The sequence below is a fragment of the Spirosoma foliorum genome, assembly GCF_014117325.1.
GTDB classification, from domain to species: domain Bacteria; phylum Bacteroidota; class Bacteroidia; order Cytophagales; family Spirosomataceae; genus Spirosoma; species Spirosoma foliorum.
In genome coordinates this window covers 4293591-4320134 of the sequence record NZ_CP059732.1, presented here as the reverse complement: position 1 = coordinate 4320134, position 26544 = coordinate 4293591, and the positions used below count along the sequence as shown (strand labels likewise).

Genomic DNA, 26544 nt, shown 5'->3' with positions numbered 1-26544 from the left:
TTTTCCGGAATATTGTACGCTTGGCCAATAATTCTGTTAGTGAGCGAAGGCGCACGAGTAGCCTACTCCCCGTTGGCTGTAGGCTACCCAGTTTACCGGTGGTCAAGCCTAAGCTCCACGGCCACGGCGGAGTCCGCCAGCCGGGTGGACTGGTAAAGACCGGCGCGCATGAGATCTACAGCCAAGTCTATCTTGGTCAGGCTGGTCGAGAAGGAGACAGCTACGCTTTGCAGATGGCTGGCTAGTTAAGCGAACCCAATGCGGTTCAGCCGTCCTTTAGGCTCTTATCGTTTTACCAGAGTGGCCTGAAAACCCGCTTGCCGGATAGCCTCTTGCAGCTGGTCCGCGATGCGGGTATCGGTGGTCTGAACCGTTAGTAGATGATCCGGAGCGGTGGTATCTAAGTTCCAGCCATCCACCTGTTCAAAATCATTGATGGGCTGAGTGACAGCCGCCACATCGTCACTAGTTTGAATGTTGGTCTTAAAGTTGAGCGTTTCCATAGCGAGACTTATTAGTTTTGGGTATAACCAAATGAAGCCGGAACTTTCCCAGAAATGGCTATTCTAAAATTAGAACAGGATTATTTGTTCAATCTTGCAAAAACGCTCCTATCTAAGACGAGCGAGACTTATGGTAGTGCTTGAATTTTCGGCCGATTTATAAGACAAGCGAAAGTATCTCTGAAACGGCTAGCTTATCTACGCAGTTGAAATTCGTAAGTAAGAAGTGATTTTCTGTTAGGTAAAAAATTCTCTTTCTAGGAAACACAGTCAACCCATATAGGGCCGCCTTCGTCTGTAAATCATTCTTGCCGATGATTTTAAAAATGCAGGCAACCGATTCAATGGATTCAACGCCCGTTTTACTGACGGTCCGGACGCCATTATTCGATTGGATAGTCGCTACCAGTTTACAGGACAGGCCAGAATTGTTCACGATAAACTGAAGGCATTGGTCCATAACTCCATCACTAGAGTAGGATAGGGCCATAAACAAAAACTTTGGGAGGTAAAGTACGAGACAGCATCTTGGCGCGGACATTCGTTTGTAAATGATATCCATCATAGCGCTACCAATTGATTATCATTGTTTAACCAGATCAATTAGATGATTTTTAGGGTCTCGTAAGCAATTAGAACTAAAATGGATGTCTATTTTGGTAAAGTCCTTCCCATTAAGAGTACAGCTAGATGTTGAGGCCACTCATTGGTATAGAGAGAAATTGGGTTTTTACGAACAGCGTATTATTAGCCTAGAGTTGATGATCAGTGAGGTAAATAGCCATTGTGAACACCTGGGAGGTCCCTTTAGAACAAAAAGTGAAGTGGTCATACATCGGTACCAGACTATAGTAAGACGTTATGAAGCTCAATTAAAGCAAGCTCATGTAATCCGTAAATGGATACTGGATCGGCTTCAGTAACAGGCGAAAATGCGTATCGTACTTTGAAAAGTAAAACACTAAACGGCATAACTAGCCTCAATCGCTATTGTTATTTCGATTGAGCGGGTTCATTAAAAGGACACGCCACGCATGTTCTAGTTCTTGAATGGTGGATTGGCCCCAATGTCCATCAAAGGCTTCTACAGGTAGATGAATAGTGCTCTCATCGTCAACCAGAATTGCTTGGGCTAACATATGCCCTCGGGCGACAAGCCTATTCAACACCTCAAAGCCCGCTTCTAATTCCGAGTGATTGAAGAGCAGGTGCCGAACATTCCCTTGTCGATTGACGGCAATTACTAAAAAGATCATAGCCAATCAGATTAAGCTGTTTACCAGTCTGGGTAGGTAAAATAAAGGCGTTTTTAGTGGCCTTTGGGAATGTGCAAAGCCGCTAGAAATTTCTCTTCATTCGACAGATCACCGATAACTTTCCGGATGGGCTCTGGTGATTTTCGCACCAAAGTAGGGATTGCTAAAATCCCATGATCTGCTGCCAGATGTGGATGCATGCGCAGGTCAATTTCGTCAATGATATATCTGTTCGGTAAATATTGTTCGCAGTATTTTTTCAGGTTCAGGCGAGCCAATGCAGACTTGGGGGTGTTTCCGGCGACATAGAGTTGTAAGGTCCACGTTTCTTCGTTTAATCCCATATCGACAAATGCGAGTTGGCATGAATGAGCAATTTCTCATAAACACAACCACGGTGCGAAAGTTCGTAAACTGCAAAAACAGAGTGATCAATATGGGAGTTGAGTAGTAATAGCCATTTTTATTGAAATTTAATTTACTTGAGTATAAATGCAGATATTTTTGCGAGAGTTTTACTTAAAAACCGCACCATTTTATCTTACCATTACCATTCATGGCGAACCGCACCAAAGACCATTTTGCTATGCTGTACCGACATTATTTAAAACAGGTACAAGTCCAATACGATACTGACCCGCAGATTATGATGGCGACTGAACAGTTGATCGCCCGTGCCAATCGTCAAACGGCTCTGACCAATCGGCAACGAGACAACTCGCCTAATACGGTAAAGTAGGCTTATGGCGTGACCATTTGTAATGGCTTTGACTGAATAGAATAACCGTGCTTGAGGCTGTTTTGTCTAGTCCATTAGACGGATGTGATGCGAATAGGGTAATTGCGCAACGAGTAACTGCATTAACGGATTTCAGTTTTTAGGTCGTCCAGAAGTTGATAATCATTGTCAGGGGAATTACTCATAGGAGCAAATCAGCACATGGTCAGAAAAAGAAAAAGCCTGACACGCCGTGCGAATTATTTCTCACCAGGGCCGTGCTGGTTGTAGTTGAAAAATAGTAACATTATTTAATCATTATTTTTTGAAAATATACTAAATGGTAGTTTAAGTTTTGAAAATTCATTATTGGTAACAAATTTATACATTTCTCCTATCCGCTGAAACAGCTATGACCACATTCGCAGATCGGGCGGTGCTGTTCTTTGGGCTAGTCATGCGGTAGCATGGTTGCGTTCGTAAACGGGCTGTTTGGTCGCTCAGGTGATTTGTCAGGATGATGTCGGGGGTATAGCCACCTGAAAAAGGCAAAGGATAGTTGATTGTAAAGCGGCATGAATATATCTTTGCCTTCTCTTTTCCATTACCACCTCTTTTCCAAGCCTGCCAATCATGGCTGCGGCCACCTCCTGACTGTCCGACATTCCCACCGTTTGTCGGGCAGGCCAGACACAAGCAGTTTATACCCGATGTCTAATTTTTGGGCTTTGTGATCCCGGATCAACTTGGCCACTGATTTGAGCATGGTCGATTTCGGTCAGTTGCTGGCTTCTAAACGGATCAAAATCAAAACAGCGTTGACTGAGAATGATGTCGGGTGAATTGGTTACTCGTTCATCCCAAAGGAGTAACCAATTCAAATGCAAAAACGATGATAAAAGCTGGGGCTTAAACACGGCCTGGAAAAAATGGACCGGCAATGCCGGTCCATTTTTATGCTTGTCCCAACCAGTTCAACAGCGGCAAAAGCAAACTGTCCTGCTTGAGCGTCAACCTAAGAGTGCCAAGATAGCGCTAAAATAATTCAGGCGCGTTGTTCGGTCACTGTTAGTGAAATTCTGATCACACAAAACGCCTGCCGTCAGGCGAAAGCAGGCGTTTAAAGTCCTCTACATTACTGTGTGGAGAGATCATGTGTATGCCCGCATGATAAGGCAGAAAAATAGGCCGACCATGTCAGCCTACTTTTACCTATTCTATCCACACCTTTCAAGATCGGCAGTCATCAACTGCAAACCTTGAGGTCAAACCCCAAAGGGGTTTTGGCAAATATACCCAAGTTTCTAATCTACCTAAAAGGTATAATCACATGTACCCTTTCAATATTTTTATTTGTTTAAATCGCTCATAGAAACTAGCAAATCAACTAGTAAATCCATTTGATTTTTTATTCTAGCTGAAGAGGTTGGTAGCCTTTTAACCTGTAAAGAATGAATTAAGCTGCTTAATTCAAAAAACAGTTCATTAGAGTTGTCGAAAGCCTGCTCTGACCATCGGGAGGACACCAAATTCATTAAAAGTGACTGAGCACTAGCTATGTTGCGGAGTAGCATTGGCTCAAACACGTTTTGGTCCACCTCAGTTGGCTTACTATCTAGCACATTTAGACTGTAAATAATAATGCCAAGATTGCCTCTAAGATCATGAATAAGCTTTCGTAAATATTCATCCATAAGAGTTCTTGTTTTGATCAGCTGATTGGGCCATTTAACGATTTTCAAGGCAATACATTTGTAAAGTCATTTAAGCAGACTGTTGAGATGCTTTCCAATCTGTTTCAAACGCTGCCAGTATATTAAGTGCTTTTTGATAAAGGACTTTCATCTTCTTGATGGCCTCCATTTGCCGATTTTGGCAGATCGTATGGGTTTCCAGTAAAGTCGATTTCCGACCTGGATCGTTTTGCAATGACTGAGCCTGCTGATAATCGATCTGGGATATTGCTAACCCGTTTTCAAATTGACGCAAATGGTCTTCTATTTCAATGACCCGTTGATGAAGCCTTTGATAAGTAGGATTTAGATACAAAGGGGAGTGCGCCATATGCGATGATTTGTTATGCCTAAACCACTTAGTATCACTTTATGTTTATGTGGCGAATTTGTCCTAAATCTGAGTGAATGGATCTATTTTTTCCCAATGACATTCATAACGAAATCGTTTTTATTCTACCATCTACTGATGCAGTTAAATCTATATACATATACTATAGATTGAGAAGATTATTTGTCGGTGACTATTTGAGATTCTGGAAATCTTGTTGTTTTACTTAGCAATCCGTAACAAATTAATCATGACTGATCAGCGACCGCCTGATAATTCCTGTCCAAAGCTTAGTCCTTACTATTCTGACGCCACTTTGCGCTGCAAGCCGCCCAAGTGTCAAGATCACAAAAAATACGAGATTTCCCTTGAGATCTGCACATCAAATTCTAACGGCATTATATCTTAACAGACTAGAATTTTTAACAGAACTAGACGAATTGTTGGTAAGACTAGAATTCGGTTTATCTACATCTGCATTAATTCTAATACAGCTTCCAATTCCGCTAACGCGTGGGCAATATCTAACCCTTCATCAAAGTGGTTGTTTGGCTATAGAGGACGTATTGAACCTTTCTCAAGAAAGGTTAGAGGAGTTGGTAGGTGTATTAGCGGCTGAGCGAATAGCTGCATTCAGAAAAAGACAGTAACACCTACGCTTGACATGAAAAACTAATTTTGATGCAGAATGAAAAACGAATAATGGTCCACTATAGCTAATCCAGCGGAGAAATTAGTTCAGTCTCTTAAAGCTTGCTGTACGCCATAAAGATTGATCAAAGCTCGCGCCATTAAGTTTGGTGTTTTGTTCTTTGAAAGACGGTTAACTTTTGGATGCATTGCTCAGTCAGAGTGGTGGCCGCTAGTTCTTTGACCACCTTGTAGTCAGAGAGAACCTGCCAGCTTTGGCCATCAGCTCTCAGCCGTAGCTGAACCCACTGATGGCCAAAGGATAAGCCCACACTGTAAACCTTGCCAAAATGGACGATTTGCCCACTCACGGAGACTTTTCGTGTATAAAGTTTAGGCATCAGAAAACAGTACACACGCTCAATGGAGAAGTCGGCTGGGCTGTAAGCTCGACGACTTGTTTCCAAAGTAGGATAAGCGGCCAGTCGGCTTTTGCCTGCCAGCCGATGCACGGGATAACGAGTTCGCTGTAGAACCAGGCTAGCTTGCAAGCGTAGCTGCAAATCAGTCAGATCGGCGGCTTTATTGATCTCAGCCCAGCGAGCTGTGGTGTCCTGCATTTTCTCGACGCGCCCGTTTTGTTGGGGGCAGTGGGGCTTGTTCCAAATCATATCCACATCAATCCCAATGAGCCATAGGGCCAAGACAGGGGTAAGTTGGCCCGAAGGGGCACCTAGCGGTAAGCCATTATCGACGCGCATGGCCCCCGGCTTACCCCAGCGGGCAAACGTCTCAATGAGTCGTTGACGGACTTGCTCAAGGGGCACTTGGCTAATGCGTTTGTGGGGGGAAAACCAACGCTTCCAGACCGGCTCCGCTGTGTTCGTCGGTGATCGTTAGGTAACAGGCTGGCTGCCCGTCGACCAGGGTTAAGTTCTCTTTGGCATCCACCTGCCAAATATTATGAACCGCCTTCGCTTGTCCAATATGAACTTGGACTGGCTGCTGGCGGGGCTTGGTAAGGTGTTGCTGGCGAAACCATCGCTGGAGGGTACGTACCGAAGGCGTTCGCTGGGGTCCGTAGCGTTGAAGCAGTTGCTGGTGAATCAGGGGTGCTCCCCAGGTAGGATGATGGCGTTTGAGCCACAGACTAGCTCGCTCCAGAAGTCCTTCGCTCCGCCGTTGTTTAGGGCCGCAGTTGGCGTAGCCAACCTGTAAATGTCCCTGCCTCCTATAGCGAGCAGACAGATTACGTACTGTAGCAAAAGGCAGGTCGAGTTGCTGAGCGATTGTCGCCAGACTAAGTCCTTTTTGTTTAAGGGCCATAAGTTGCTCTCGCTGGCCCATTTCAATGGCGCGTCCCATACATGTTAACCGTCTTGTCAAAGAACAAAAATACTAAACTAAATGTCGCTATACACTACATAGCTTTAGGTCGTACAGCAAGCTTTAAAGGATGATTGGACTATTGAAATAGAAGATGTGTTCCAATCGTAGCGAGCTAAATTGTCAAGTTTCTTGATCAAAAAACTTGACAATTTTAGTGACTACATGCGAGCCAAGTAATTTGGTTGTCTAAAGAAATCTAGGAACATAGTAGGTAATTTTGGGGGTAAATTTCAAATCGCCCAATTAAACATCTTGTTTTATCAAAGATTAAATTGACAGATTAGAATCCTAGCACCCCAGCCATTTAACTCTCCAATACAATCTAACAAAGCCTATAAAACCCTTGAAATACAGGCATTTTTAATGATATGATCCTCTAAAGCAACCCAACGGAGAATAACCAAATCTGACAATTTTGGGGGTAAATTCCGGGGTATAATTGGGGTAACGAAAAATCATACCCCCAGTGCAAAAAGGAGGGGGAGATGTCATTATCCGACTTGGATTGTCGCCATGCCAAACCGGCGACGTCAGCTTATCGACTGTTTGATTCGGCAGGTCTGTATTTGCACGTGATGCCGACCGGCAAACGGGTATGGCGCTTGAAATACCGATTTTATGGCAAAGAGAAACTCCTAACATTGGGCACCTATCCTGGTGTGACGCTCATCAAGGCTCGTGAAAAAAGGGATATCGCCAAACAAACGCTGGAAGCGGGCGTTGATCCTAGCCAACAAAAGAAAGACGAAAAAGCGCTGGCTCAGTTCAAGCAAGCACAAACCGTCCAATTGGTCGCTACCGAGTGGTACAATCGTAATCTGCCAACCTGGTCGCCTAGTTACGCCAAAAATGTGTTTAGTCGTCTTCAGCAAAACATATTCCCCTTCATTGGTCAGTTACCAGTTGCCAGCTTAACCGTTCAGCAATTACTGGCTTGTCTTCAAAAGGTGGAAGATCGAAACCGCCATGACTTAGCCCATCGTGTCTTACAAATGATGGGACAAATCATGCGTTATGCCGTCATTACGGAACGCGCTAGCCGCGATATTACCTCGGATATGAAAGGGGCCTTGAAAAAATACGTCAAAGGCCATTTTGCCGCTATTGAGATCGACGAGTTGCCTGATTTAATCAAAGCGATTGAGCGCAATGACGCACGACTTTTCAAGCAAACGGTCATGGCACTGAAGCTTATTTTATTGACTTTCGTTCGTACTAGCGAGCTGATCAATGCTACCTGGGTTGAAATTGATCTGGAGAATAAAGTATGGAGTATTCCGGCCGAGCGAATGAAAATGCGTAAAGCGCATATTGTTCCCTTGTCCAATCAGGTCATCTCGATCCTGGAGGAATTAGGTGAATTATTTGGGAAACAAGGGTATATCTTACCCAGCGCGTTTCAGAAGAATAAGCCCATCAGCAACAACACGATTTTAAAAGCTTTAGATCGATTAAAGTACGGCAAGCTGATGACCGGTCATGGCTTTCGAGCATTAGCCATGAGTACGATCAAGGAAAAATTGGGATATCGCCACGAAGTGGTTGATCGGCAGTTAGCTCACCAGCCCAAAAGCAAAGTGGACAAGGCCTATGACCGAGCACAATTTCTGGCCGAACGTACGAAAATGATGCAGGAGTGGGCTGATTATATTGATGCGCTTCCGGCTTCGGCGAAGCCAGTAAAATTAAGTGAACCGCTGCACGTTGCTCATAAAAAGGACTAGATCTCTGTAGTTGGATAAGTACTGTCAAATCGCTCTATCCATTGCCGAATGTCATTAGCCTTCCAGGCTGTAACTCGGGGCGCTAACTTGTAGGGCTTCGGAAATTGTCCTGAGCGACACCCATTCCACCAAGTGGCTTTGCTAACCGGAATCAATTGTAGAACTTGTTCTAAACGTAAAAATCCTGAAAGTTGATTGGCGACTAATGTTTCGTTCATGTAAGTCCTCCTATAACGAAATAATGCTAGCTTATTTATCACAGAATTTGGGCTGTATTGAAAAAAACATGGCGTATTAAACTCAGATGTAGATAAATAACTCTGGTAAGACGTGTAATCGAATTAAATTCGTTTGAACCTGCAACCGTCCATGACCTATATCCTAGTAATCGTATTATCAGCAATCGCAGGATGGCTGACTCGAGATTTTTTGACAAGACGAGCACCCAATCAGATAATCTCGACTGATCAGCAATCCACTGATTCTAAATTTCAGCTTGACCCTAAAACGAGTGAGCGAAAAGAGAATCATACAAGAGGTATCAATCCAAGAAAACAGGATGAGACTGAAAAAATCCCATTGAGCATTGCTGAGTTGATCGAAGTGGAACAGGAAAAAAAATTCAACGTGCACTTGTCGTGTGGAGATGGTCAGAGATTGTGTATGGTTATGGGATATTTCGAGGCTCAAGCAATTGCCATAGAAATGAATGCTTTAAAGGCGGCCCGACCAATGACGTTCGATCTTTTACAAACACTCTTACTGGCAGGTAATTTCTCAGTGAAAGAAATTGTAGTCGACGCTATCATCAACCAACTCTTTTATGCCACGGTTGTCTTGCAAACCAAGGATGGCGAACTTGAGCTAGATACAAGACCTTCTGACGCATTCGTGATTGCCTTGAAAAATAAGGCTCCGATGTACATTTATAGAAGTGTTCTTAAGGCGTACCAAGATCTGGAGTTGAACAAATCCTGAATTGTCTGACCACGTTGAGCAACAGTTTATTCGCTATTCATACAAACGTGTGTTTTGCTAAACAAATCAAATAATCAGGTAAGATTTGTCGCATAAATTGGGTTAGGGAGTTGGCTGGCTTGCCTAATGAATTTGTGTCACTCGTTCAATCATCAAACCATACTTTTTGATAGGCCATTGCAGTGTCAGCAGCGAGGAGGAAGACTCAACACATGAATAAATTATCATGTATTGAGTCTGGCTAGATGCCGTCAGCAACATCACAAAACGAATGGCAAAAATAAATCCTGTGCGTTAAAAAGGGTCTTGTTTTCACCAAGTCAGTTGATTGACCATTAATGAAATCGCAATTCAATTGACAGCCATTCGCAAAAGTATTTAGCTACTCTCCATTACGAACAGAGTCAGAACGACAACTGACGTTTTGTTTTTGTCTTGCAACCAGGAGCTTTCATTAATGGCCCACAAAAACACGCTCAATCCCTTACTAAATCGAAAGCAGGCCGCGGCTTATCTGGGCGTTTCACCCGGCACGCTGGCCGTGTGGGATTGTACCAAACAAAAACCACTCAATCCCATTCTGGTGGGTAAACTGATCCATTATCGGCTGGCCGATTTAGATCAGTTTCTAGACCAGCGGCTCATGGACTAAAAAGCGGAAAGGGAACGTTCGGCAAAAACGTTCCCTTTCCTAGTCCCCGATCCCATCATCACATCCCCTTCGACGGAGCAGGCAATGGATTTAGAACATGCCAATACGATACCTATTTCCGAAATTCTAGGCAAGCTTGATCTTCAGCCCTTAAGGCGTGAAGGGGCTGTTCTTTATTATTCGTCTCTGTGGGGGCGAAAACGGCAGGCGACGCTGACCGTTCATACGATCACCAATCGCTGGTCTGATCTACACACCCAAGATGGTACTTTGGTGGAGTGGGTCGTTCACTACCTGCGGTTTCGCGGGGAAGCCCACACAGAACGCGACGCTTTACGCTGGATCACCAACATGAGTGTCGGCTCATTGGGCCTTGTAGCCACTCCGCCTGCACAGCAGCCTAAAGTAGACCTCCGTCATAAAAAGACGCTTCAATATCCTGGCTTGCTGCATTACCTGCACCGGGAAGGCATCGCGTTACCGCTTGCCCGGCAGTATCTGAAAGAGATCCACGCGCGTAATCGCCAGACGGGCAAGGATTTCATCGCACTGGGTTTGCCCACGGTTGATGGTGGTTTTGCCTTGCGCACGGCCTACTTGAAACGCTCGATTGGTCAGCCAGCGATATCGTTTATTCGTGGCCGAATGCCAAAGCCCAAGGGCATTCACCTCTTCAAAGAAGTTCTGGATTTTTTATCCGTGCTGAGCCATCTTGACCACACGACTTTGGATGAGGATGTGATTATTCTCCATGACTGGTGCTGTCTGGTACAAGTACCTGCCTACATCCATCAGTATGGTTACCAGACGCTGTATACCTGGCTGGATCATACCGAGCAGGGTGATCAGGCAACGGCTTCTGTGGGTCAATTTTTGCAGACAGAAGTGGGCATTCGTCACCAACCGATGAACAAATTGTATGCTGGTTACCACAGTGTTCACGATTGGTATCGCCATGTACATCGTTTGGCAGTTTAAGCGGTTCGGATGACCCGACATCAAAACGTCGCCCCAGCCTGCCAGATTTAACGTTGATCCGTCAATAATCCAGGTGTGGCAAACGGCTGGATAGTGCCATTCTCGCTTACTGGATCGTTGCATCGCATCCCAATTAGGCCTGTTAAGACGAGGGCTGTATGCCGTGCTAACGGTCATCAGTTTAGTTTGCATGTTGCCAAGGCTTGAGTTGCCTATGGGACTGTACCCGACGCTACTCGTTTACCAACCACAATTTTCTCCTGCTTCGCATTCCCCACCCCACCAAAATTCTGGCCGCGCGACGTTCGCTGGCTCTCTCGCTAAGCCGTCGTGTTTTTTTCATTCCCTGTAACCTCAACCATTGGAGCATGATACATGACCAAACCGATTACCCGCAAAGACACATCACTCCCTGCCGAACAGTCTCAACAGGATATCTATGCTCGTGTTACGGCTAAAATTCTGGCCGATCTGGAACAAGGCAATCTCTCGTGGCGTAAGCCCTGGAATTCCGAACAGATGACGGGTCAGGTCATGCGTCCGCTGCGCTGGAATCATATTCCTTACACGGGTATCAATACGCTCATTCTCTGGAATGCCGCTAACGATCAAGGCTTTACCTCTCCCTATTGGATGACTTTTAAGCAAGCGACCGACATGAAAGCGTCTGTCCGCAAAGGCGAGAAGGGAACCCAAATTGTCTACGCCGATAAATTCACCAAGGAAGAGGAAGACGCCAATGGTGACCTCAAATCCAGCCAGATTCCCTTTCTTAAAAGCTATACTGTCTTCAATGCCGCGCAAATCGAAGGACTGTCCGACGGTTTTTATAAAGTCCCTGAACCCGTTGTTATCCATCAACAAGCGCGTGATCCGAAACTCGAACAGTTCTTTGCCCAAACGAAAGCTGATATTTATACCGGCACCAAAGCGTGTTATACGCAGAGCACCGACCGCATCCAAATGCCACCGTTCGAAAGCTTTGAAACTGCGATGCGATTTTACGCTATTTTAGCCCATGAAATTTGTCATTGGACGAAGCCTCCACACCGGTTGAACCGTGACTTCGGCAAAAAACAATACGGTGATGAAGGCTATAGTAAGGAAGAACTCGTTGCTGAACTAGGAGCCTGTTTTCTGGCGGCTGATCTGGGCTTTGAACCGCAGCCGGAAGAACATCATGCGGCTTATATCCAGTCCTGGCTGCACGTGCTCAAGGATGACAAACGCTTTATCTTTCAGGCCGCATCCCATGCCCAAAAGGCGGTTGAATACATTCATGCGTTGCAAAGTCCTCGTCCTTGAGTTTCGAAAGCACAACCCCATGCCCTGGTTTACGGACGATTTGGCGGTTTCGTCAACTATCCCTTTCTTGGGGTCGGTTGATAGAGCATGTCAGCTTAGCCCAATTGTCCGTCATGGCGCTTATCCCTCATTTTTACGAGGTAAAAACGATCTACGACTGCGGTCAAAAATAGACATTACACATCGATTTTTGACCTTGGAGAGCTGATACGGCCTATCGAGCTTTGTTCGCTTCCATCATCAACCACACAAGAAAGGAGATTTGATGATGACTTCTCAAACCGAAACCCGTTCAACCAAGCCAACCCACACGGTTTACGTTCTGAAACCGCAAGCCGATACCGAGCAAGCTGACTGGATCAGAGTAGGTGCTGCCTGGGAACACGGCGATAAAGACGGGTTGAACCTGTCTTTGAATATTCTCGGCCAGAACGTTCCAGTTGTTGTTCGTAAGAACAAACCGAAAACTTAACTGCTATAGAGCCGGAGATGGTTACCTCTTCGGCTCTAGTTTTATCAAATCCGAATAAAGATGATACAAGTATGAGTTTAAATCATATTAGAACAGACTGTTATTCTGGGCTCTTGCTTGGTTGTGCTAATTTCCCTCTAATAATTAAAGCTATAGCTCTTCTTCATGACAATCTCAGTAGATTACTATTTCGGTAAAGTGCCGTAAAGCTTATTTATCCATTTTCCAACACTTACAGAATTTTTTAAAACCTGTTCTAATTTTTTTATTCTGTCTTCTGGAACCCCAAAAACACTTTTAAATACCATAATTCCTCTAAGTTCAGGTTTAGAGCTTAAGTAAGCTATGTCGGTCGAAACTTCAGTACTGATAAATGAATTACGAGCAAGGCATACCGTCATCATAAGTAAATATTTATCTTGTTCAGCAGCTTTACTATAATAAAATATTGATGCTGGATGGGACGATTTATATTCATTAACAACTTTTAAGGTGCTGACAGGAAGAATACCTAAGAACAATCCTTCACATTCTGCTGATGACGAAAAGTGGTCCGCCTTATCAAATTTATCTCTACACATTGTTTGGTTCGCCATTACGTATGACTTAATTACTAGAGCCAATCGCTCCCGAGATTCTTTTTGAAGATTCTCGGGTAATTTTTGAGCATCAGCTTGCTGAATTGCTGCCAAATATTTGTTTTTTTCCACTTCTAATATATTGGCCAGTCTCCTTACTAAGTGTTTTTCATTTTTTTCTAATTTTCTTAAGTTATCAATCCATTTAGAGGTCCATTCATGACCAAGCTCTTGAATCGAAAATAGAAACACTCGTTGGATTGATGCCCCTCGGACTGTGGCAGATTGTGTAGCAGAAAAGTATCTACCATCTAATCCAAGAGCGGATCCCTGCCACATTCTCGGGTGCGTCAAACTAATAAAACGATCTCCGTAACCTAATCGTTGAAACAAGATTAGTAGATCTACAATTAATTTTTCTCTTGTATCGCTGAGATTTACTACATCATTGGCTAAACCTTTAACTAAATCTTCTATATCATGAATTCTATGTTCAACTAATTCTTCTAAAAAAGGTATTACACTCATTTCTCGATCAGCTAATTCTCTAGTTATTCCGCGCCATGTTTTAGCGATAGATAATAGTCTGTTGTTAATATCGGGAATTTTCTCAGGAGTTGCAGTAAGATCAAGATTAAGTCTGACATATGATTTCAAAGCTTTCAAGACCTCGTTCATATTTGGTCTATCAATTGGATCAAGTGAGACGCATTTACAAATAATATCTAATATAAAGGGATTGCTTTCCAGTAGATTGGGATTTCTTTCGATAAACTTATTTCTGATTTTTTCACGTCTTAAATGCCCACTATCGTCCGAAGATAGAATTGGCTCTTCTCCTATACATAAATGAAGCATGAGCTTCCCAAACGAGTAAACGTCTGCCATCTGTGTGACTATGCTCTGTGCGTCCTTTCTTTCCGGCGCTCTATATGCATGATCTCTTTGCGATCTTGGTATACCAGTAGGCTCAATCGAAAAAGCCTCACCAAAGTCAATAAATATCGGAAAAGGCTTCCCTTCATTATCAACTTTGATAAAGATATTTGGTGGCCAAATATCAGCATGTACAACACGCCTTTGATGAATGTCTGCTAAGCCTGTTGCCAAACCAATAGCAAGTTCCAACCATTTTGCGGGATCGCTCATACCATTCCAGTTATCTACCGGATCGCCTTGGCGACTTTTGTACGGTTCAGCTCTTTGTTTAGTATCTAGTAAATAATTATCTAAGGATTTAGCATCATCTAAGAAAAATTGCACTGTAATTGGTATATCAACAATATCGTCATAATAAGACATTTGAATTTTCGTGAAATCGAAAATAGGATTTGCATACTTACAACCGTCTAATCGTTCCCGAGTCAGCTTCCATTCTCGACCACCTTCTCTACTTTGACGACTTAAATATTCTTTGTTCTTATCGGAATCATCACCTAGTTTAAGATTTGGTATTTTGAGAACAACATTTTTCTTTACACCAGCAAGACGCTCGCCTAATTCGTCACAAACGAACCCTTTATAAGCAATAGCTCTGCCACCTTTTCCTATTTCTTTTTCGACTCCATAATACCTAGAATTACGTGATAGCCACGGTAAATTCGTCTTATCCTTCTCACTAAATTTTAACATTGCATTAAAATGGAGTGGCATTTCAACAGAAGTTCCTAAGAAATTAATGTGTTTCATTGTCTTCTTAAATTTAGTGCGATAGAACCTTTTTATAAATATTCGAAAAAACGGGATCAAATTCTAAACTAGTACATGCTACTACTCGTTTATTGATGCGTGAATTAGTCAGTCAAGTCGTAGGATTATAAGAGTTCACTTACTTTCTCAGAAACCACACAGAGCGGTTACAAGAGTCATAGACTCACTTATGGATCAACAGTATGCTTTAACTGTATTATATTACAAAACGATTGTATAATAAGATAAAACATAGAATTATTTACTCACAAGGTCACATTATTATTCACTTGTCACCGTAATTTCAGCGACGAAATCGCTCTCTGTTTGCTCGGGCGTATAATATCGTAGATTACGGGCTATGATGGTTTTAGGGGTATGGTTCAGCAACATGTCGAACAATACACCCAAACAATAGCCTTTCAGCGTGACAACCTGTCCACTGAAATAAAGCATCATCACGTTCAGATCATCGATCAAGGTCAGATCGACCGATACCAGATAGGCATAATTGAAAAAAGCTTTGTGGCCATTTTCCCAAACAAAACAGACATTACGAACTGAATTATTGCTATCGTGCACCTCTACACCACTGTCACAGAGTTCAGTTTGCCCGTCTGTTCTCCGCGACACCTGCGCCGGTTGGCCGAAATTCCCCCTGAACTCATGGATGCAGTGCATGATTATTCGGCTTTCGCTGAACGAGTTTTACTACTGGCTTTGGTTCGCGTTTAGTTTTTATAATCGTTGTGACAGGCGGCTTGGTGCTTATCAGATGTTCCGCTGTTTTCCGGTTTATTTTCTTGCGCTGTACCAATTCCAAAGCAGACAGGCGATCCCCTAATTCGGATGCATGAGCCAGCAAAGCGGCTTTATTATCGGTGTAGATATGCACACCATCCCGCGCCCGTGACACCGACACATAGAACTGGTTGAGATTGGTAGCGGCAAAGGTGCTGGCTGGTTGCGCGATAAAGACCTCATCCACCGTCTTGCCTTGTGCGGCATGCGAGGTCAGGCAATAACCGTGGGCGATATGGCCGAAATGAGCCGGAACAGTGTAGGTGGCTTTGCTTGCCTTGTTGTGCAGACGCAAAGCCCCGTCTGGCGCGATGGCGATAACCTCCAGCATTTGCCCATTGGTTAGCCGTTTTTTATACGCATCATATCCATTGCGGGTAATGCGTACAGTATCGCCTTTGGCCAGCGCGATTTCGCCCGCTCGGTACACATCGAATTGCTGTATACGGTCTAGGGGCAGGGATGTTTGCGTGCCGATGGCATCGTGAATGCGGACGACGCCATCGGCCACAGAATGAACCGCCCATCGCGAACCACGCTCGATGCCTGCCAGCTTCTGGTTGAACTGGATGACTTGCCCAGGGCGATAATTGCGGGAATCGCTTTTCTCCGCTATCGTCAGATTGGTGTTAACCAACCGCGAAACGGTTGTTTCCTCATTGGCAATTCGTCCAGTCTCGCGCAATGTCTCGCGAATGGCTTTGGTGACCTGTTCGCCTTCCTTATGCGTCGGTGAAATCACCAAGGCGGATTTTCCTTTTTTCAAGGCAGCTAGATAATCGTTGGCTAAGGCGGTAAAGGAATTGGCGGGACTCAAGGTCTTGATCGCTCCCATGCTATCCAGTACGGCCAATGCTTCGCCGACTTTATGATCCGCTAAAGCTTGCACGGCTTGGCGATAGTCCAGATGACGTTGCCGATAGATGCGGCTGACTTCGGCTGATTTTATACTCGCCACGGTGTTCAGAATCCGCAACGCATCACCACGCATAACGCTACTGTGTTGCCGGGTATCGCCACTTAAAATCAACCGTGCGTTTTTGTCCGTAACCAATTGCAGCAGAGCGGTCATGTCCTTGGTGTTCAACAGTCCGGCTTCATCGACCCACAACACACCATGGGCTAAAGCCGCTTGTAATTCGGATGAGGACAACAGTTTGGCCACGGTGTCTGCTTCGCTAAACCCTTCTTCTCGCAACACGCCCCGTGCCGCTTGCGCCGTGGGTGCCACAACGGTGACTTGATACCCTGCTTCCGTGATCAGCCGAATGGCTTCTGTCATCAATGTGGTTTTCCCCGTTCCAGCCCGACCGCGAATAATCGACACGCGATTGGTGGTGGTCAGTACATGGGATACGGCTTCACGCTGTTCGCCTTCCAGTAAGATTTCAGGAGTAACCGGATAAAGCGGGAGCAGCAGGCCCCTGCTTTGCCCAGCCAGAGCCACCATCCGCTGTTCTTCACGCAAAACCTCTTTGGTGGTGCAGAGTGTTTGGGAGCCATCCTTGACCCGGATAATCCGCTTATCGTCGGCAAAGCGGTCGGTAATCTGATCGACGGTCAGCGTTGGATGACCCAATCCCTGCTGATAGGCCACTTCCAAAATGCGCCGATCTTGCATGACTGATACCCGTTCAAATCGCATCGCCAACGCATGATCGACGCAGTGTTTAGGCGAGGGAGAGGAGACTGGTTTGGCAGGGGCAAAGCGTATCGGTTGATCACCTTCGCCTTTATCTCGCATCCCCAATGCGAATATCTGCTTACGCCATTCAGCCTTCAGCTGGCTCATGGTTAAACCCTTTTGCTTCCTGGCGCGGGTTCTGGCTCCTAATTGATCTAACTCGTCCTGATCTGTAATGCCCAGTTCCTTGGCAATCTGGCCGATTTCATTGGTGCGTTTGGAAAACAGGTCGATGATATGCTCCGGCACACCAGCAACTTCAAACGCCTTGTCGGTGCGCCGAATGCAATAACCTAATTCAACCAGTTTATCGGCTAGCCGTTTGTGAAACCGTGCCTGATAATAGGGCATGTCCTGTTTGATCGACCGGAATTGCCCCGCCTTGAACTGCTGTTCAACCCCATCCCACGTCACATTGAACACAAAGGAATGACAGTGGAGGTGTGGATCAGGCACAGCGTTATCAACGGGCCTTGCAGTTTGGTGAATGAAGTCCGCCCAAAGCAGTTCACCTGTTGATCGGTCCTCATCCATGCCATTTTTACGAACGCGGGTTTGGGCGTCCACTTCAATATCCAGCATGGTCTGCTGAACGCTTTCCTGAAACGCATTCAGAATATGATTGTCAGTCGTCAGCGCATGAAGGATCGAAACAGATTTTGGGCAATGGAAATTAATATCATAGCCGACTGTGCGATTGTCTTTTTTGCGTGGTGTGAGTGCCTGCCCCGTGATTGGATTGATGTTTTCGCAAAGGGCATGAAAAGTGTTCTTTGTCGCTACGCCCGTAATGTCAAAACGGGCGGCTACACGTCCATAGAAACAGCCAGGCTGCTCTTGATCGTTAAGGTAATAGTCGGATTGGTGCAGAGAGTCATTGAAATACGCTTGGGCTTGTCCAGCCGAGGTGCTTTGAATCATGCGGATCATGCATGATTTTATACAGCATAAATTATCTTATAATCTTTTATTAGTGCATGATTAAAGATAAAATACCTGTATCTATATGTATCAATAATCATGTTTAAGGTTTCGTGTAAACATGATCAAAGACAAAATTTCCCACTTGTCTACCTTGTTTAATTCCATTATCAGCGTCGAATTGCCAGTGAATGCCTAGCCATATTCTACTCTGTGCATTTTCCCATTCTGACGTATCAAATGTGAGGGTGCGACTTGTTAAACTCCTGCGAGTATTAAGTCTTGCACTTTTATTCTCGCCGTTGTATTCATCTGAATGAAATGTAAAAGAAGATTCTGCATCATTTGTTATGCTGTAGAATCGCCTTAATGTTTGAAACAGTGCAGCACCAAAAACGGCATGTCCGGAAGGATATGCAGGAAAAGGGGGAGTAAAATTTTTACTGGCAACGGAATTAGTCACTGGGGCACCAAGCGGTGTCCAGAACTTATTAGGTTGAGCTTGTGGATTCAACGTTGCAGGAATTTTACGAATAAGAGAAATTGGTCTGGGGTAGTTATACCAATATTTTGCCTCCCATGCTGAAATTCCGGCATCGGCTAGCGAAAGATTGATCAATGCAAAGTACCGTGCAAGCTCAATGAGTTCATTGGGATTTTTCCTTTGAATGGCAATGTCTTTCGCAATCATATTATACAATCTTGGGGGGGGCGCATAAATTTCCGGTGCCATCATATCCCCAGAGAATCCCTTTATATGTTTCATTCGCATCATTTAAATCTTGCAATTCCTCACCCTTTCTACTTGTGGGAGTTGGACGTCGGATTGCTGAAGTTTCAGCCAAAGGATCTCCTCCTAAATTTTTAACATCGTTAAATGCTTTAACAAAAGCTGTGCTGTCGAAGGAGGGTGGTGGACAGGGGCGGAATGCATCTTGGGAGAGGAGCACAAACGGTCTTACTTTCGACCAGTTTCCACCTAGTGCTGTATTAATATTCGATAAAGTATCTTTTGTCCAGTTTCTGAAATCATTAGTGGTAACGGCAGATGCCGGTGGTTCAGGATAGTTAGCACGATCATCGTTTCGATCCATCCAAACGGCTTCAGCGGATGCTCTTCCGATTAAAGCACCGCTTGTATCTTTCGAAGCCCCTTCGGTTGGTAAGCTTTGTATAAATTTGGTGTATTGATTATTGATCAGTATTGCTTTCTTTGGGTACAATTTTAATAAAGTTTGTTTTGCGGCTTCCGCTATTGCATAATTGAGGTTAACCTGTGCTAGTGAAATAGTAGATGGAAGGCCAGAAATATCAAAAATTTTCTGCTGAATGGCACGATAGCTCGTATATTTCTTTATGACTGAATTTATTGCTTCAAAGATCGCCACATGAGTAATTGCAAATGCACGACTGGCTTTATGCGGTCCTAATTGCTCCGCGTAAAAATCGGTTGGTGTTGCCGAGGTCAGATGATCGGTGGCTGATATATCTAAAGAATAGTCATGCCAGAAAAGATAATTTTTAATAATTTCTTTTTCAGTCGTAGAATCGACTAAAAAATTTTTCCTTTTTGCCGGTGATAGCGCCTGCTTTTTTAATTGAGATTTGATAAATTCTTGCCTGTCTACGGGAGCACCTGAAACTCCATATATACGCGCAAACTCCCTTTTTTGGGTTAGGCTTAACGTTTCTTGACTGTATACCTTGAATAGGCAGAAGTAGCAGAAGAAAAACGCTGAAATACGTTTTAGAGCATTCATATAAATAATTAGATTAAGATTGTATTTGGAAATAGCTTTTTCAATTTCTTATAAGAATCAAATCTGTATACGCCATCCGAATGAAGGCTTCTGCCCAGGAACTGGTCTTCTCGTAATGATGACTCAATCGACGATATATGCTGAGCTAAGCAGAGCTATGTACAGCCTGCTAGCGTCTCTTATGATGCGCAAATCCTTGAACTGACTCAGAATACTGCCTAATCCTGACGTGGTAGTCCATCTTGTAAATATGGGCTACCTTTAAAAGGCGGAAATGCGGCTAAGATTATTCAAATATATAGATCAAAGGCACAGAGAAATACGGGAAATTTCCCGTATTTCTCTGTATTTTATGCGGCCGGAGGCAGAATACAAAGACTAAAGCCGTGGATAATGAGCCCGCGCTCAGTATGCTGGTTTGCATGGAAGTTCGGTTATCAGGGCACAGTGCGTATTGGTTGCAATATCATGTTGTTTGGATTTGTAAATACCGGCGGCGGGTCCTGAAGCCTGGTATCCGTGTGTATCTCCATAAACTGTTGCTGGGCTTCTGCGAAGTTTGCCAGCCGTGGAGTTGGAGACGATCGGGTTTGAGTCCGATCACGTCCATATGGTGATGGTGATGCCGCCTAAATATGCGATAGCAGACGTGATCGGACAGTTAAAAAGCCAATCGTCGTCGCGGTTGCGGAAAAAATTTACGTGGCTGTCCAAAGTGTACTAGAAGGAAAACATCGTCTGGTCGCCGGGTTACTTCGTCAGCAGCGTGGGGTGGATGAAGCAACTGTGAAACGCTATGTTGAACATCAAGGACAACAACAGGATGAAGGTCAGCTCCGTCAGGAGCTGTAACGGCCTGATCCTGCAAAGATCAGGCGGCAAAGCCATAGAACCACGGGTTCACCCGTGGGTTTCTATCTGGTTTTAACAATCTTTATGGGCTAATTCGTGCATCAGTAAAGGTATTTTTGATAGTCAAATTAATAGCCGATTGATAATAGCGTCAGAATACACAGACTACCATACAGGTCATCTGTGATAGGTAACAACCAACGTCTAAAGTATGTTACTATTAAAGAAAACCCGTCAGACATCTTCCCTATTCAGTGCAATAGTTAACTATAAGAAGAGTTTTTTAATAGTAATCAAAATGGCTCAGGTGCACATTATGTATACAGAATATTCTATTTAGCCTTAATGAATATTAGATCTTTTATATTATATAAAATGTTGACATTTGCGTAACCTCTAGGCAAGATAATTTAAGATTAAGTTCTGGAGATGTCAATGAATGATATATTTAAAAGAAATCAATTTGAGAGAAATTTTTTACTATTAAAGAGTGCATGCTTTATTGCTACTGCTTTTCTATTCAACACAATTTTGAATTTGGAACATAGAGGAATAAACAAGATTGATTTATTGGATGATCATATTGTAAATACAAAGAATTCAAAATACTTAATTAATAAAGACACAATTACAGTTAACAAAAAAACAATAAATAATAGTGCAACTAAAAGTTCAAAAAGCAATAAACTGAGCTTTTAATTTAACGCATAGGAAATTAATATCCTTTCATTGGCGTAATTGACAGCTTCAATCAATGGTTCTATCCAAAATCATCTATTTTCCTTTTTGATTTACCAAAGAAGTTTTGAGACTCGTAAGGATTATAAGTTGAATGTGCTTTCTTAATGACCTTTTTAATGAAATCATCATCACTATCGCAGTTACTTAGAAGATTTATTGAATTTAAATATGTTTTAACATTTTCTACAGTTAATTCGCCCATTGGAACGGGAGGCTCGAATGGTACGCGCTGGCAAAACTTAGCTGTAAAATTGAAGTTTTTCTTTGCATTGTAATAAAATTCAGATACGTCATGTTCTCTATCTTTATTGTAGTACACTACTGCCGAACATTTTGGATCTACTTGAGTTCTAAATACTACACTTTCATTAATATCTTCTCTTACTAAGTTAAACTGAGAATTTAAATAAATTTTTACGACTAGATCATGATCAGTGGCTTGATTATAACGTTGTGCTACTAGTATGGTTGCAAAAAGCTCTGCTTGAACGTCCCTTACATTGTCAATTTCAATATCTATATGGGAGATTTGCTTTCTATACCTCATATATAAAGTACAAACATCGTTATCAGTTGGATTTAAAATAATTAATTTTATCTCTGTAGTAATACCGTTTTCTTTTGATAAAGTTGCTAAATAAGGCATAGCTTCCGTACGAACCCATCGTCCAAAATGTCCATTGTGGAGCCAAAAATGGGTTGTTTTCAGAGTTTGATTATGAAGAGATTTTGTCGCTCGCGAATCAAGGGCTTCTATACTGCCTACATGCCTTTCAATAGGTATTAAATAAATTAATATAGATAGAAGTATCACAGCTGAAATGGTAGCAGCTACCAAATTAATTAGAACTTCCTTTACAATAGAGGAGTACGGCTCTGGTACATTTTTATAATGCTCATGTGTTAGCACTAGTGCAATTATTTCTATGATAAAAATTAATATAGATACAAACAAGAATACCCTTCTTGCCGTTGATGTTTTCAAATTGCCTAAGTCAAACATAAATTATATATTTTATAAAGATTTATTTTTTATAGAGAAAATACTTCCCCTTCGCTGCCGTAATAATCAAGTATATTCTGCCAAAGTGATAAATTTGCTTGCGCCCAATTAATGTATTTTTTTGCTGAATCACTATAAAAATATATTCCCTTTTCCATTAGTGGAATTTGATATTTAATGATTTTTATTGCAGTATCATGAATAGTTATATCTTGCTCTATACAGTATTGCTTGGCAAATAGAATAGGAGTAATAGGTAGAGATTTAAATAGAGTATCGGCATCGCTAAGCGCTTTTGCATCGCTTGATATATTTTCGTGACGATAGCTTGTATCTGCTTCAAAAATTATTTCCTCTATCCTACTGATGTCAGTAGATTTTATTTTATATTTCTTGAATAACGCTCTTCTCATTTGTTGCCCTTCGCTAGGCTTTGATTTTACGTTAATCAAATAATTCATATCATGCGTTAACGCAGCAATTGAGACGAAAAATAAATCTGCATTTAATTCTATAGCAAAATCTCTCGCTTTGGTGTAAACAAAAATTATGTGCTTCCATCCATGATAAGGGAGGCTTACATCACTTGATTTATATATTTGTTCAACTTCCTCTTTGATGTGAATTATAAGTTCATCTTTTCGCATTTATTCTAATACTTTTAAGTAATTTTTTATAACTGTTTTTAGGCTAGATGAATTAAATCTAACCGACTTCGGTAAGCTTTCCCTTAATTTATTTTGTGAATAAATTAAGGTTTCTCTTTGGCATATTGGACTTTGTAGGCATAAAGTTGATGTGCATATATTTGGTGGCGCTGATACAAAATGTAATGTCTGATGATCGAGTAAATATTGGCTTCCTGAACTTAAATTAACTTGCAATTGCTTCTTTAATGCTCTGGTGCCAATATATTCAAAGATATATTCGTCTTCCTTTAACGGGTTAATATATTTTTCCATTGAAATTCCATTGTCGCTTTCGGAATATATATCAAAATTTAAACATCCTGTAATAATACTTGAGGAAAAATCATACAAGTGATTATGGATTGTAAACTCATTGCCATTCTTTATATCAATGTTGATTTTGGGTAAATTCCATATATGCAGCTTGAGCATATAAGATGATACATCCCATCCAATAATGTTTACTCTTATAAATCCTAAATTATGTATAAAACTACTTTTGGCAACTCGATCTAATTCCTTTTCCTCACACATTATAGATTCTAGTATATTTATCAAAGATGAGGGTTGGCTTATCTCTGGTAAAAGGCAATTACTCAGGCAAGAGAAATCATTTGATGTTTTTTTAGACATTATACTCTTTAATTGTACTATGTTCATTAAGTCGTTTTTCATCCGTTTAGAAGACGCTGTTAAAGCCATTATTATAAGTTGTATTTAATTGAAATAGGAATTGCTATACGTTCTTCATCTTGGCAAATTTAAGATGTATTTTCTTGCAAATTCTTGATATATAGCTCTTTCGGCTATATATCATATATAAATCCTAAAAAGTTCACATTGCTTTTGAAAAATCATTGACTTCTAATAATATGGATTATCATCTGCTCTATTCAGTATTTCAGGTATTTTATAATAAGCCCTTTTGGAGAACGTTGTCGGTGGGTTACCACCCAGAAAAGCAAAAATATTTTCAGCCGAACCACGCCGTACTTCATCCGGTGTTACAAGCGGCCTTTGATTGGCATTAGCATCTTGAACACCAAACCAGTTACGTGTTGTAATCACATGTGAGGTTTGACCAATAGCCGCACTCACATAGTTTGCGGTAAAATTGTCGTTGATGGTAAAGAACTGCCGAATAGCGGTGTTTGCCGTGAATGTTTCCCAATTCTCACCATATAAACCCTGTAGCTGAATGAGTGATTGCAAGATCGGCCAAATAGTGATTTCAAATCCGGCATAGGTGCTTAATGCGGTCTCAATTTCAGGTAAGTAGCCCAAAGCTGCAAATTCATCGAGTAAAAAAGTTACACGCTTATTCGGGTTTCTGACAACGGCCCGTAATGTCGTTGTGGCCATGAGCCGCAGCCACCGTGCATGACTTTGTAATTTGTCGGCGGGGATGATGATATAGAGTGCTGTATCGCCTTCCGATAAGGTGGCTGGATCATAGCCAGAGCGTAATGCCTTTTGCAGTGATGGACTTTTGAGAAAATCTGTTGCCTGTAAGACAGAAGAGAGAATACTACCAAATGTCTCTTCACCAGCTTCCATCAATTTGACGATTTCATTGCCGGCATTGCGGATGATTTCTCCGTTGACTGGATCATTATTGAGCCGCATACGGGCGATCAATTCATCCCAATCATCACCTGCCAATCGTGCCCATCGCCACAGCGTAGTAAGGGTTCGATCATCGCCTTCCTGCGTGGTGGCAATTTGCATGATGAGACCAGTAACGACTGAACGCGCTGTATCGGTGAAGAAGCGGTTCTTATCGTCGCGCTCGACTGGGACGAGCATTTCTGCGATCATGTGCGCATCATCAACTAAGTGAATGCTGCTGGTATCGGCCAGTATGTCTAATGGATTATACGATTCCGCTTCGCCGATATGGTCTTCCAGCAGACCCCACGGATTAAGAATAACAACCTGTCGTCCGCTCTCGCGTTGATACCGCGCTGTGATTGCGGCATTCTCACCTTTCGGGTCAATGACGACCCAGGATCCGGTATAGCCACCAAGACCGAGCAAGTTCGGAATAATTAAATTCGTGCCTTTGCCACCCCGTGTACCGGCAACTGTTAGAATGTGCCCTTTATCTTTGAAGACAAATCCACCTCCGATATAAATGCCTGGGCCTTGCCGGTACGGATTCAGTTCGTCGGGTCTGGCAAACCGCGCCGTACCAAACCGGTTGCCTTCGATCAGCTCGTTGTTAACACCAATCTGCCAGCGCCGGAAAATAAAAAATACGACGAGTGAAAAAAACAGATTGAAGCTCATGAAAACAAGAAACGCATAGCCCTGCATCCCCATCAGTGATGCGACGAACCAGAGAACGAACAAAAGCCCAAACAAGACGAACCAACCCAGTATCGCCCAGACAACCATCGCAAACTTAACGATGGGCCGCAGGGGATAGAGCAGGGGGTATTCCGCCAACGGCTTCATAAAGCGCAGGTAGGCTTGCGTATAGCCGAATAAGGCTCCTGCCAACGTGATAGGGGTTAGGAAGAGACCGACCAGAAACAGAATAATTCTATTCTGTAGCGAAGGGCTTGGGGTGATATTGAAAAGCTGATTGATTTCATCTGAGGTCACACCAAACCCGTTTGTGGCTGGTTTTGGTGCGTCTACCATTTGGGGTTGGGCGGGATTCATCAACGAGGAGGTTAAGGTGGGTGGAAACAACCCGCAAAAACGGAAAAAGAAACGCGCTCTACAACGGGATTTTCCCCGTATTTGAAACGGGTTTTTACACGTATTGAAAAAGTATTGCCTCAAAAAAGAAAAGCAGTTTGCCTTGAAACCCAATGGTTTCCGTCAAGTATTGCAAAGACGAGATAGATCATAACGGCCTCTACAGGCCATGAATGGAAGTATAGTCGAAGAATCGTTTGGTTTTCTGGTCCGCCTGGACAATCGCTAGGGAGCTTGTCAATTATAATTGAGCAGTGATTTAAAGTAGGAGAAGTTGTCAGTCAAAGCTGCGCAGACGATCCGGAAGCGAGAGGCTTGGCAGCCCTATGACGATGAGGTCCATCACGTAACGCAGTTAATTGTAACGATTTGAGGGAGAGACTTTGTATCGTCACAATCGGGTATTCGTATGGCGGGGTCAACGATCTCGATGAATACTGGACAGAAAAGT

At 43.0% G+C, this 26544-nt stretch carries 28 protein-coding genes; 10 read left to right on the top strand and 18 right to left on the bottom strand.

Features of this window, described 5'->3' with window-relative positions:
- Window positions 1-20: 20 nt before the first annotated feature.
- Window positions 21-245, top strand: a complete 225-nt coding sequence (locus tag H3H32_RS18375) for a hypothetical protein (protein WP_182464107.1) — start codon at window positions 21-23, stop codon at window positions 243-245.
- Between the two features lie 39 nt (window positions 246-284).
- Here H3H32_RS18375 and H3H32_RS18370 read toward each other — a convergent pair whose 3' ends face one another.
- The 4 genes from H3H32_RS18370 to H3H32_RS18355 all read right to left on the bottom strand — a co-directional run bounded on the left by H3H32_RS18370 (window position 285) and on the right by H3H32_RS18355 (window position 2103).
- Window positions 285-503, bottom strand: a complete 219-nt coding sequence (locus tag H3H32_RS18370; protein ID WP_182464106.1) for a copper chaperone — start codon at window positions 501-503, stop codon at window positions 285-287.
- Between the two features lie 157 nt (window positions 504-660).
- Window positions 661-993 (bottom strand): hypothetical protein, encoded by a 333-nt coding sequence (locus tag H3H32_RS18365; RefSeq protein ID WP_182464105.1) that lies wholly within the window; start codon window positions 991-993, stop codon window positions 661-663.
- Between the two features lie 490 nt (window positions 994-1483).
- Complete coding sequence (locus H3H32_RS18360) at window positions 1484-1759, bottom strand: hypothetical protein (protein WP_182464104.1); 276 nt, start codon at window positions 1757-1759, stop codon at window positions 1484-1486.
- A 53-nt stretch (window positions 1760-1812) separates the two neighbouring features.
- Complete coding sequence (locus tag H3H32_RS18355; RefSeq protein ID WP_182464103.1) at window positions 1813-2103, bottom strand: circadian clock KaiB family protein; 291 nt, start codon at window positions 2101-2103, stop codon at window positions 1813-1815.
- A gap of 212 nt (window positions 2104-2315) precedes the next feature.
- Between H3H32_RS18355 and H3H32_RS18350 the strand changes: the two genes are divergently transcribed.
- Complete coding sequence (locus H3H32_RS18350) at window positions 2316-2498, top strand: hypothetical protein (RefSeq protein WP_182464102.1); 183 nt, start codon at window positions 2316-2318, stop codon at window positions 2496-2498.
- Window positions 2499-3826: 1328 nt separating this feature from the next.
- On the opposite strand, the gene H3H32_RS18345 is transcribed toward H3H32_RS18350, so the two are convergent.
- From H3H32_RS18345 to H3H32_RS18330, 4 genes are all read right to left on the bottom strand, one after another.
- The gene (locus tag H3H32_RS18345; protein ID WP_182464101.1) at window positions 3827-4171 is read right to left on the bottom strand and encodes a hypothetical protein; all 345 of its coding nucleotides are present in this window, start codon (window positions 4169-4171) and stop codon (window positions 3827-3829) included.
- 70 nt (window positions 4172-4241) lie between these two features.
- A complete protein-coding gene (locus H3H32_RS18340; protein WP_182464100.1) occupies window positions 4242-4541 on the bottom strand; it encodes a hypothetical protein in 300 nt (99 codons plus the stop codon).
- A gap of 791 nt (window positions 4542-5332) precedes the next feature.
- Window positions 5333-5998, bottom strand: coding sequence for a hypothetical protein (locus H3H32_RS18335; protein WP_182461889.1), 666 nt, complete (start codon window positions 5996-5998; stop codon window positions 5333-5335).
- 4 nt (window positions 5999-6002) lie between these two features.
- The gene (locus tag H3H32_RS18330; protein WP_182461887.1) at window positions 6003-6536 is read right to left on the bottom strand and encodes a COG3415 family protein; all 534 of its coding nucleotides are present in this window, start codon (window positions 6534-6536) and stop codon (window positions 6003-6005) included.
- 509 nt (window positions 6537-7045) lie between these two features.
- Between H3H32_RS18330 and H3H32_RS18325 the strand changes: the two genes are divergently transcribed.
- Entirely contained in the window at window positions 7046-8284 is a 1239-nt protein-coding gene (locus tag H3H32_RS18325) for a tyrosine-type recombinase/integrase (protein WP_182464099.1), read from the top strand.
- Here H3H32_RS18325 and H3H32_RS18320 read toward each other — a convergent pair.
- Window positions 8281-8502, bottom strand: coding sequence for a helix-turn-helix transcriptional regulator (locus tag H3H32_RS18320; protein ID WP_182464098.1), 222 nt, complete (start codon window positions 8500-8502; stop codon window positions 8281-8283). The genes H3H32_RS18325 and H3H32_RS18320 overlap by 4 nt on opposite strands.
- A gap of 151 nt (window positions 8503-8653) precedes the next feature.
- Between H3H32_RS18320 and H3H32_RS18315 the strand changes: the two genes are divergently transcribed.
- The 5 genes from H3H32_RS18315 to H3H32_RS18295 all read left to right on the top strand — a co-directional run bounded on the left by H3H32_RS18315 (window position 8654) and on the right by H3H32_RS18295 (window position 12669).
- Entirely contained in the window at window positions 8654-9262 is a 609-nt protein-coding gene (locus H3H32_RS18315; protein WP_182464097.1) for a bifunctional nuclease family protein, read from the top strand.
- Window positions 9263-9719: 457 nt separating this feature from the next.
- Window positions 9720-9914 carry a helix-turn-helix domain-containing protein gene (locus H3H32_RS18310; protein WP_182464096.1) on the top strand — a complete coding sequence of 65 codons (195 nt, stop codon included), beginning with the start codon at window positions 9720-9722 and terminating at the stop codon, window positions 9912-9914.
- Window positions 9915-9998: 84 nt separating this feature from the next.
- On the top strand, window positions 9999-10892 hold the full coding sequence (locus H3H32_RS18305; RefSeq protein WP_182464095.1) for a DUF8464 domain-containing protein: 894 nt from the start codon (window positions 9999-10001) through the stop codon (window positions 10890-10892).
- 375 nt (window positions 10893-11267) lie between these two features.
- Complete coding sequence (locus tag H3H32_RS18300; protein ID WP_182464094.1) at window positions 11268-12197, top strand: ArdC family protein; 930 nt, start codon at window positions 11268-11270, stop codon at window positions 12195-12197.
- A gap of 265 nt (window positions 12198-12462) precedes the next feature.
- Complete coding sequence (locus tag H3H32_RS18295) at window positions 12463-12669, top strand: hypothetical protein (protein WP_182464093.1); 207 nt, start codon at window positions 12463-12465, stop codon at window positions 12667-12669.
- Between the two features lie 185 nt (window positions 12670-12854).
- On the opposite strand, the gene H3H32_RS18290 is transcribed toward H3H32_RS18295, so the two are convergent.
- From H3H32_RS18290 to H3H32_RS18270, 5 genes are all read right to left on the bottom strand, one after another.
- Window positions 12855-14936, bottom strand: coding sequence for a protein kinase domain-containing protein (locus H3H32_RS18290; protein WP_182464092.1), 2082 nt, complete (start codon window positions 14934-14936; stop codon window positions 12855-12857).
- A gap of 282 nt (window positions 14937-15218) precedes the next feature.
- A complete protein-coding gene (locus H3H32_RS18285) occupies window positions 15219-15617 on the bottom strand; it encodes a hypothetical protein (RefSeq protein ID WP_182464091.1) in 399 nt (132 codons plus the stop codon).
- Entirely contained in the window at window positions 15601-18342 is a 2742-nt protein-coding gene (mobF, locus tag H3H32_RS18280) for a MobF family relaxase (RefSeq protein ID WP_220472661.1), read from the bottom strand. The genes H3H32_RS18285 and mobF overlap by 17 nt, the downstream gene beginning before the upstream one ends.
- A 103-nt stretch (window positions 18343-18445) precedes the next feature.
- Entirely contained in the window at window positions 18446-19033 is a 588-nt protein-coding gene (locus H3H32_RS18275) for a vanadium-dependent haloperoxidase (RefSeq protein ID WP_182464089.1), read from the bottom strand.
- Window position 19034: 1 nt separating this feature from the next.
- Window positions 19035-20102, bottom strand: a complete 1068-nt coding sequence (locus H3H32_RS18270; protein ID WP_182464088.1) for a hypothetical protein — start codon at window positions 20100-20102, stop codon at window positions 19035-19037.
- 410 nt (window positions 20103-20512) lie between these two features.
- Between H3H32_RS18270 and H3H32_RS38270 the strand changes: the two genes are divergently transcribed.
- Window positions 20513-20719, top strand: a complete 207-nt coding sequence (locus tag H3H32_RS38270) for a transposase (protein ID WP_374191844.1) — start codon at window positions 20513-20515, stop codon at window positions 20717-20719.
- Window positions 20671-20826 (top strand): transposase, encoded by a 156-nt coding sequence (locus tag H3H32_RS38265; protein WP_374191831.1) that lies wholly within the window; start codon window positions 20671-20673, stop codon window positions 20824-20826. Before H3H32_RS38270 ends, H3H32_RS38265 begins: the two co-directional genes overlap by 49 nt.
- Window positions 20827-21714: 888 nt before the next feature.
- Here H3H32_RS38265 and H3H32_RS18255 read toward each other — a convergent pair.
- The 4 genes from H3H32_RS18255 to H3H32_RS18240 form a co-directional block, all read right to left on the bottom strand.
- A complete protein-coding gene (locus H3H32_RS18255; protein WP_182464085.1) occupies window positions 21715-22698 on the bottom strand; it encodes a hypothetical protein in 984 nt (327 codons plus the stop codon).
- Window positions 22699-22727: 29 nt separating this feature from the next.
- Window positions 22728-23345 carry an HD domain-containing protein gene (locus H3H32_RS18250; protein WP_182464084.1) on the bottom strand — a complete coding sequence of 206 codons (618 nt, stop codon included), beginning with the start codon at window positions 23343-23345 and terminating at the stop codon, window positions 22728-22730.
- On the bottom strand, window positions 23346-24062 hold the full coding sequence (locus tag H3H32_RS18245) for a hypothetical protein (protein ID WP_182464083.1): 717 nt from the start codon (window positions 24060-24062) through the stop codon (window positions 23346-23348).
- Between the two features lie 189 nt (window positions 24063-24251).
- Window positions 24252-26054: a type IV secretory system conjugative DNA transfer family protein gene (locus H3H32_RS18240; protein ID WP_182464082.1), complete on the bottom strand. Its 1803-nt coding sequence runs from the start codon at window positions 26052-26054 to the stop codon at window positions 24252-24254.
- Window positions 26055-26544: the final 490 nt, after the last annotated feature.

Bases quoted from the DNA above. Each gene is read 5' to 3' on its own strand.
- H3H32_RS18370 (WP_182464106.1), bottom strand. From the start codon at position 503: ATGGAAACGCTCAACTTTAAGACCAACATTCAAACTAGTGACGATGTG.
- H3H32_RS18365 (WP_182464105.1), bottom strand. From the start codon at position 993: ATGGCCCTATCCTACTCTAGTGATGGAGTTATGGACCAATGCCTTCAG.
- H3H32_RS18360 (WP_182464104.1), bottom strand. From the start codon at position 1,759: ATGATCTTTTTAGTAATTGCCGTCAATCGACAAGGGAATGTTCGGCAC.
- H3H32_RS18355 (WP_182464103.1), bottom strand. From the start codon at position 2,103: ATGGGATTAAACGAAGAAACGTGGACCTTACAACTCTATGTCGCCGGA.
- H3H32_RS18350 (WP_182464102.1), top strand. From the start codon at position 2,316: ATGGCGAACCGCACCAAAGACCATTTTGCTATGCTGTACCGACATTAT.
- H3H32_RS18345 (WP_182464101.1), bottom strand. From the start codon at position 4,171: ATGGATGAATATTTACGAAAGCTTATTCATGATCTTAGAGGCAATCTT.
- H3H32_RS18340 (WP_182464100.1), bottom strand. From the start codon at position 4,541: ATGGCGCACTCCCCTTTGTATCTAAATCCTACTTATCAAAGGCTTCAT.
- H3H32_RS18330 (WP_182461887.1), bottom strand. From the start codon at position 6,536: ATGGGACGCGCCATTGAAATGGGCCAGCGAGAGCAACTTATGGCCCTT.
- H3H32_RS18325 (WP_182464099.1), top strand. From the start codon at position 7,046: ATGTCATTATCCGACTTGGATTGTCGCCATGCCAAACCGGCGACGTCA.
- H3H32_RS18320 (WP_182464098.1), bottom strand. From the start codon at position 8,502: ATGAACGAAACATTAGTCGCCAATCAACTTTCAGGATTTTTACGTTTA.
- H3H32_RS18315 (WP_182464097.1), top strand. From the start codon at position 8,654: ATGACCTATATCCTAGTAATCGTATTATCAGCAATCGCAGGATGGCTG.
- H3H32_RS18310 (WP_182464096.1), top strand. From the start codon at position 9,720: ATGGCCCACAAAAACACGCTCAATCCCTTACTAAATCGAAAGCAGGCC.
- H3H32_RS18305 (WP_182464095.1), top strand. From the start codon at position 9,999: ATGGATTTAGAACATGCCAATACGATACCTATTTCCGAAATTCTAGGC.
- H3H32_RS18300 (WP_182464094.1), top strand. From the start codon at position 11,268: ATGACCAAACCGATTACCCGCAAAGACACATCACTCCCTGCCGAACAG.
- H3H32_RS18295 (WP_182464093.1), top strand. From the start codon at position 12,463: ATGATGACTTCTCAAACCGAAACCCGTTCAACCAAGCCAACCCACACG.
- H3H32_RS18290 (WP_182464092.1), bottom strand. From the start codon at position 14,936: ATGAAACACATTAATTTCTTAGGAACTTCTGTTGAAATGCCACTCCAT.
- H3H32_RS18285 (WP_182464091.1), bottom strand. From the start codon at position 15,617: ATGCACTGCATCCATGAGTTCAGGGGGAATTTCGGCCAACCGGCGCAG.
- mobF (WP_220472661.1), bottom strand. From the start codon at position 18,342: ATGATTCAAAGCACCTCGGCTGGACAAGCCCAAGCGTATTTCAATGAC.
- H3H32_RS18275 (WP_182464089.1), bottom strand. From the start codon at position 19,033: ATGATTGCGAAAGACATTGCCATTCAAAGGAAAAATCCCAATGAACTC.
- H3H32_RS18270 (WP_182464088.1), bottom strand. From the start codon at position 20,102: ATGAATGCTCTAAAACGTATTTCAGCGTTTTTCTTCTGCTACTTCTGC.
- H3H32_RS38270 (WP_374191844.1), top strand. From the start codon at position 20,513: ATGCTGGTTTGCATGGAAGTTCGGTTATCAGGGCACAGTGCGTATTGG.
- H3H32_RS18255 (WP_182464085.1), bottom strand. From the start codon at position 22,698: ATGTTTGACTTAGGCAATTTGAAAACATCAACGGCAAGAAGGGTATTC.
- H3H32_RS18250 (WP_182464084.1), bottom strand. From the start codon at position 23,345: ATGCGAAAAGATGAACTTATAATTCACATCAAAGAGGAAGTTGAACAA.
- H3H32_RS18245 (WP_182464083.1), bottom strand. From the start codon at position 24,062: ATGAAAAACGACTTAATGAACATAGTACAATTAAAGAGTATAATGTCT.
- H3H32_RS18240 (WP_182464082.1), bottom strand. From the start codon at position 26,054: ATGAATCCCGCCCAACCCCAAATGGTAGACGCACCAAAACCAGCCACA.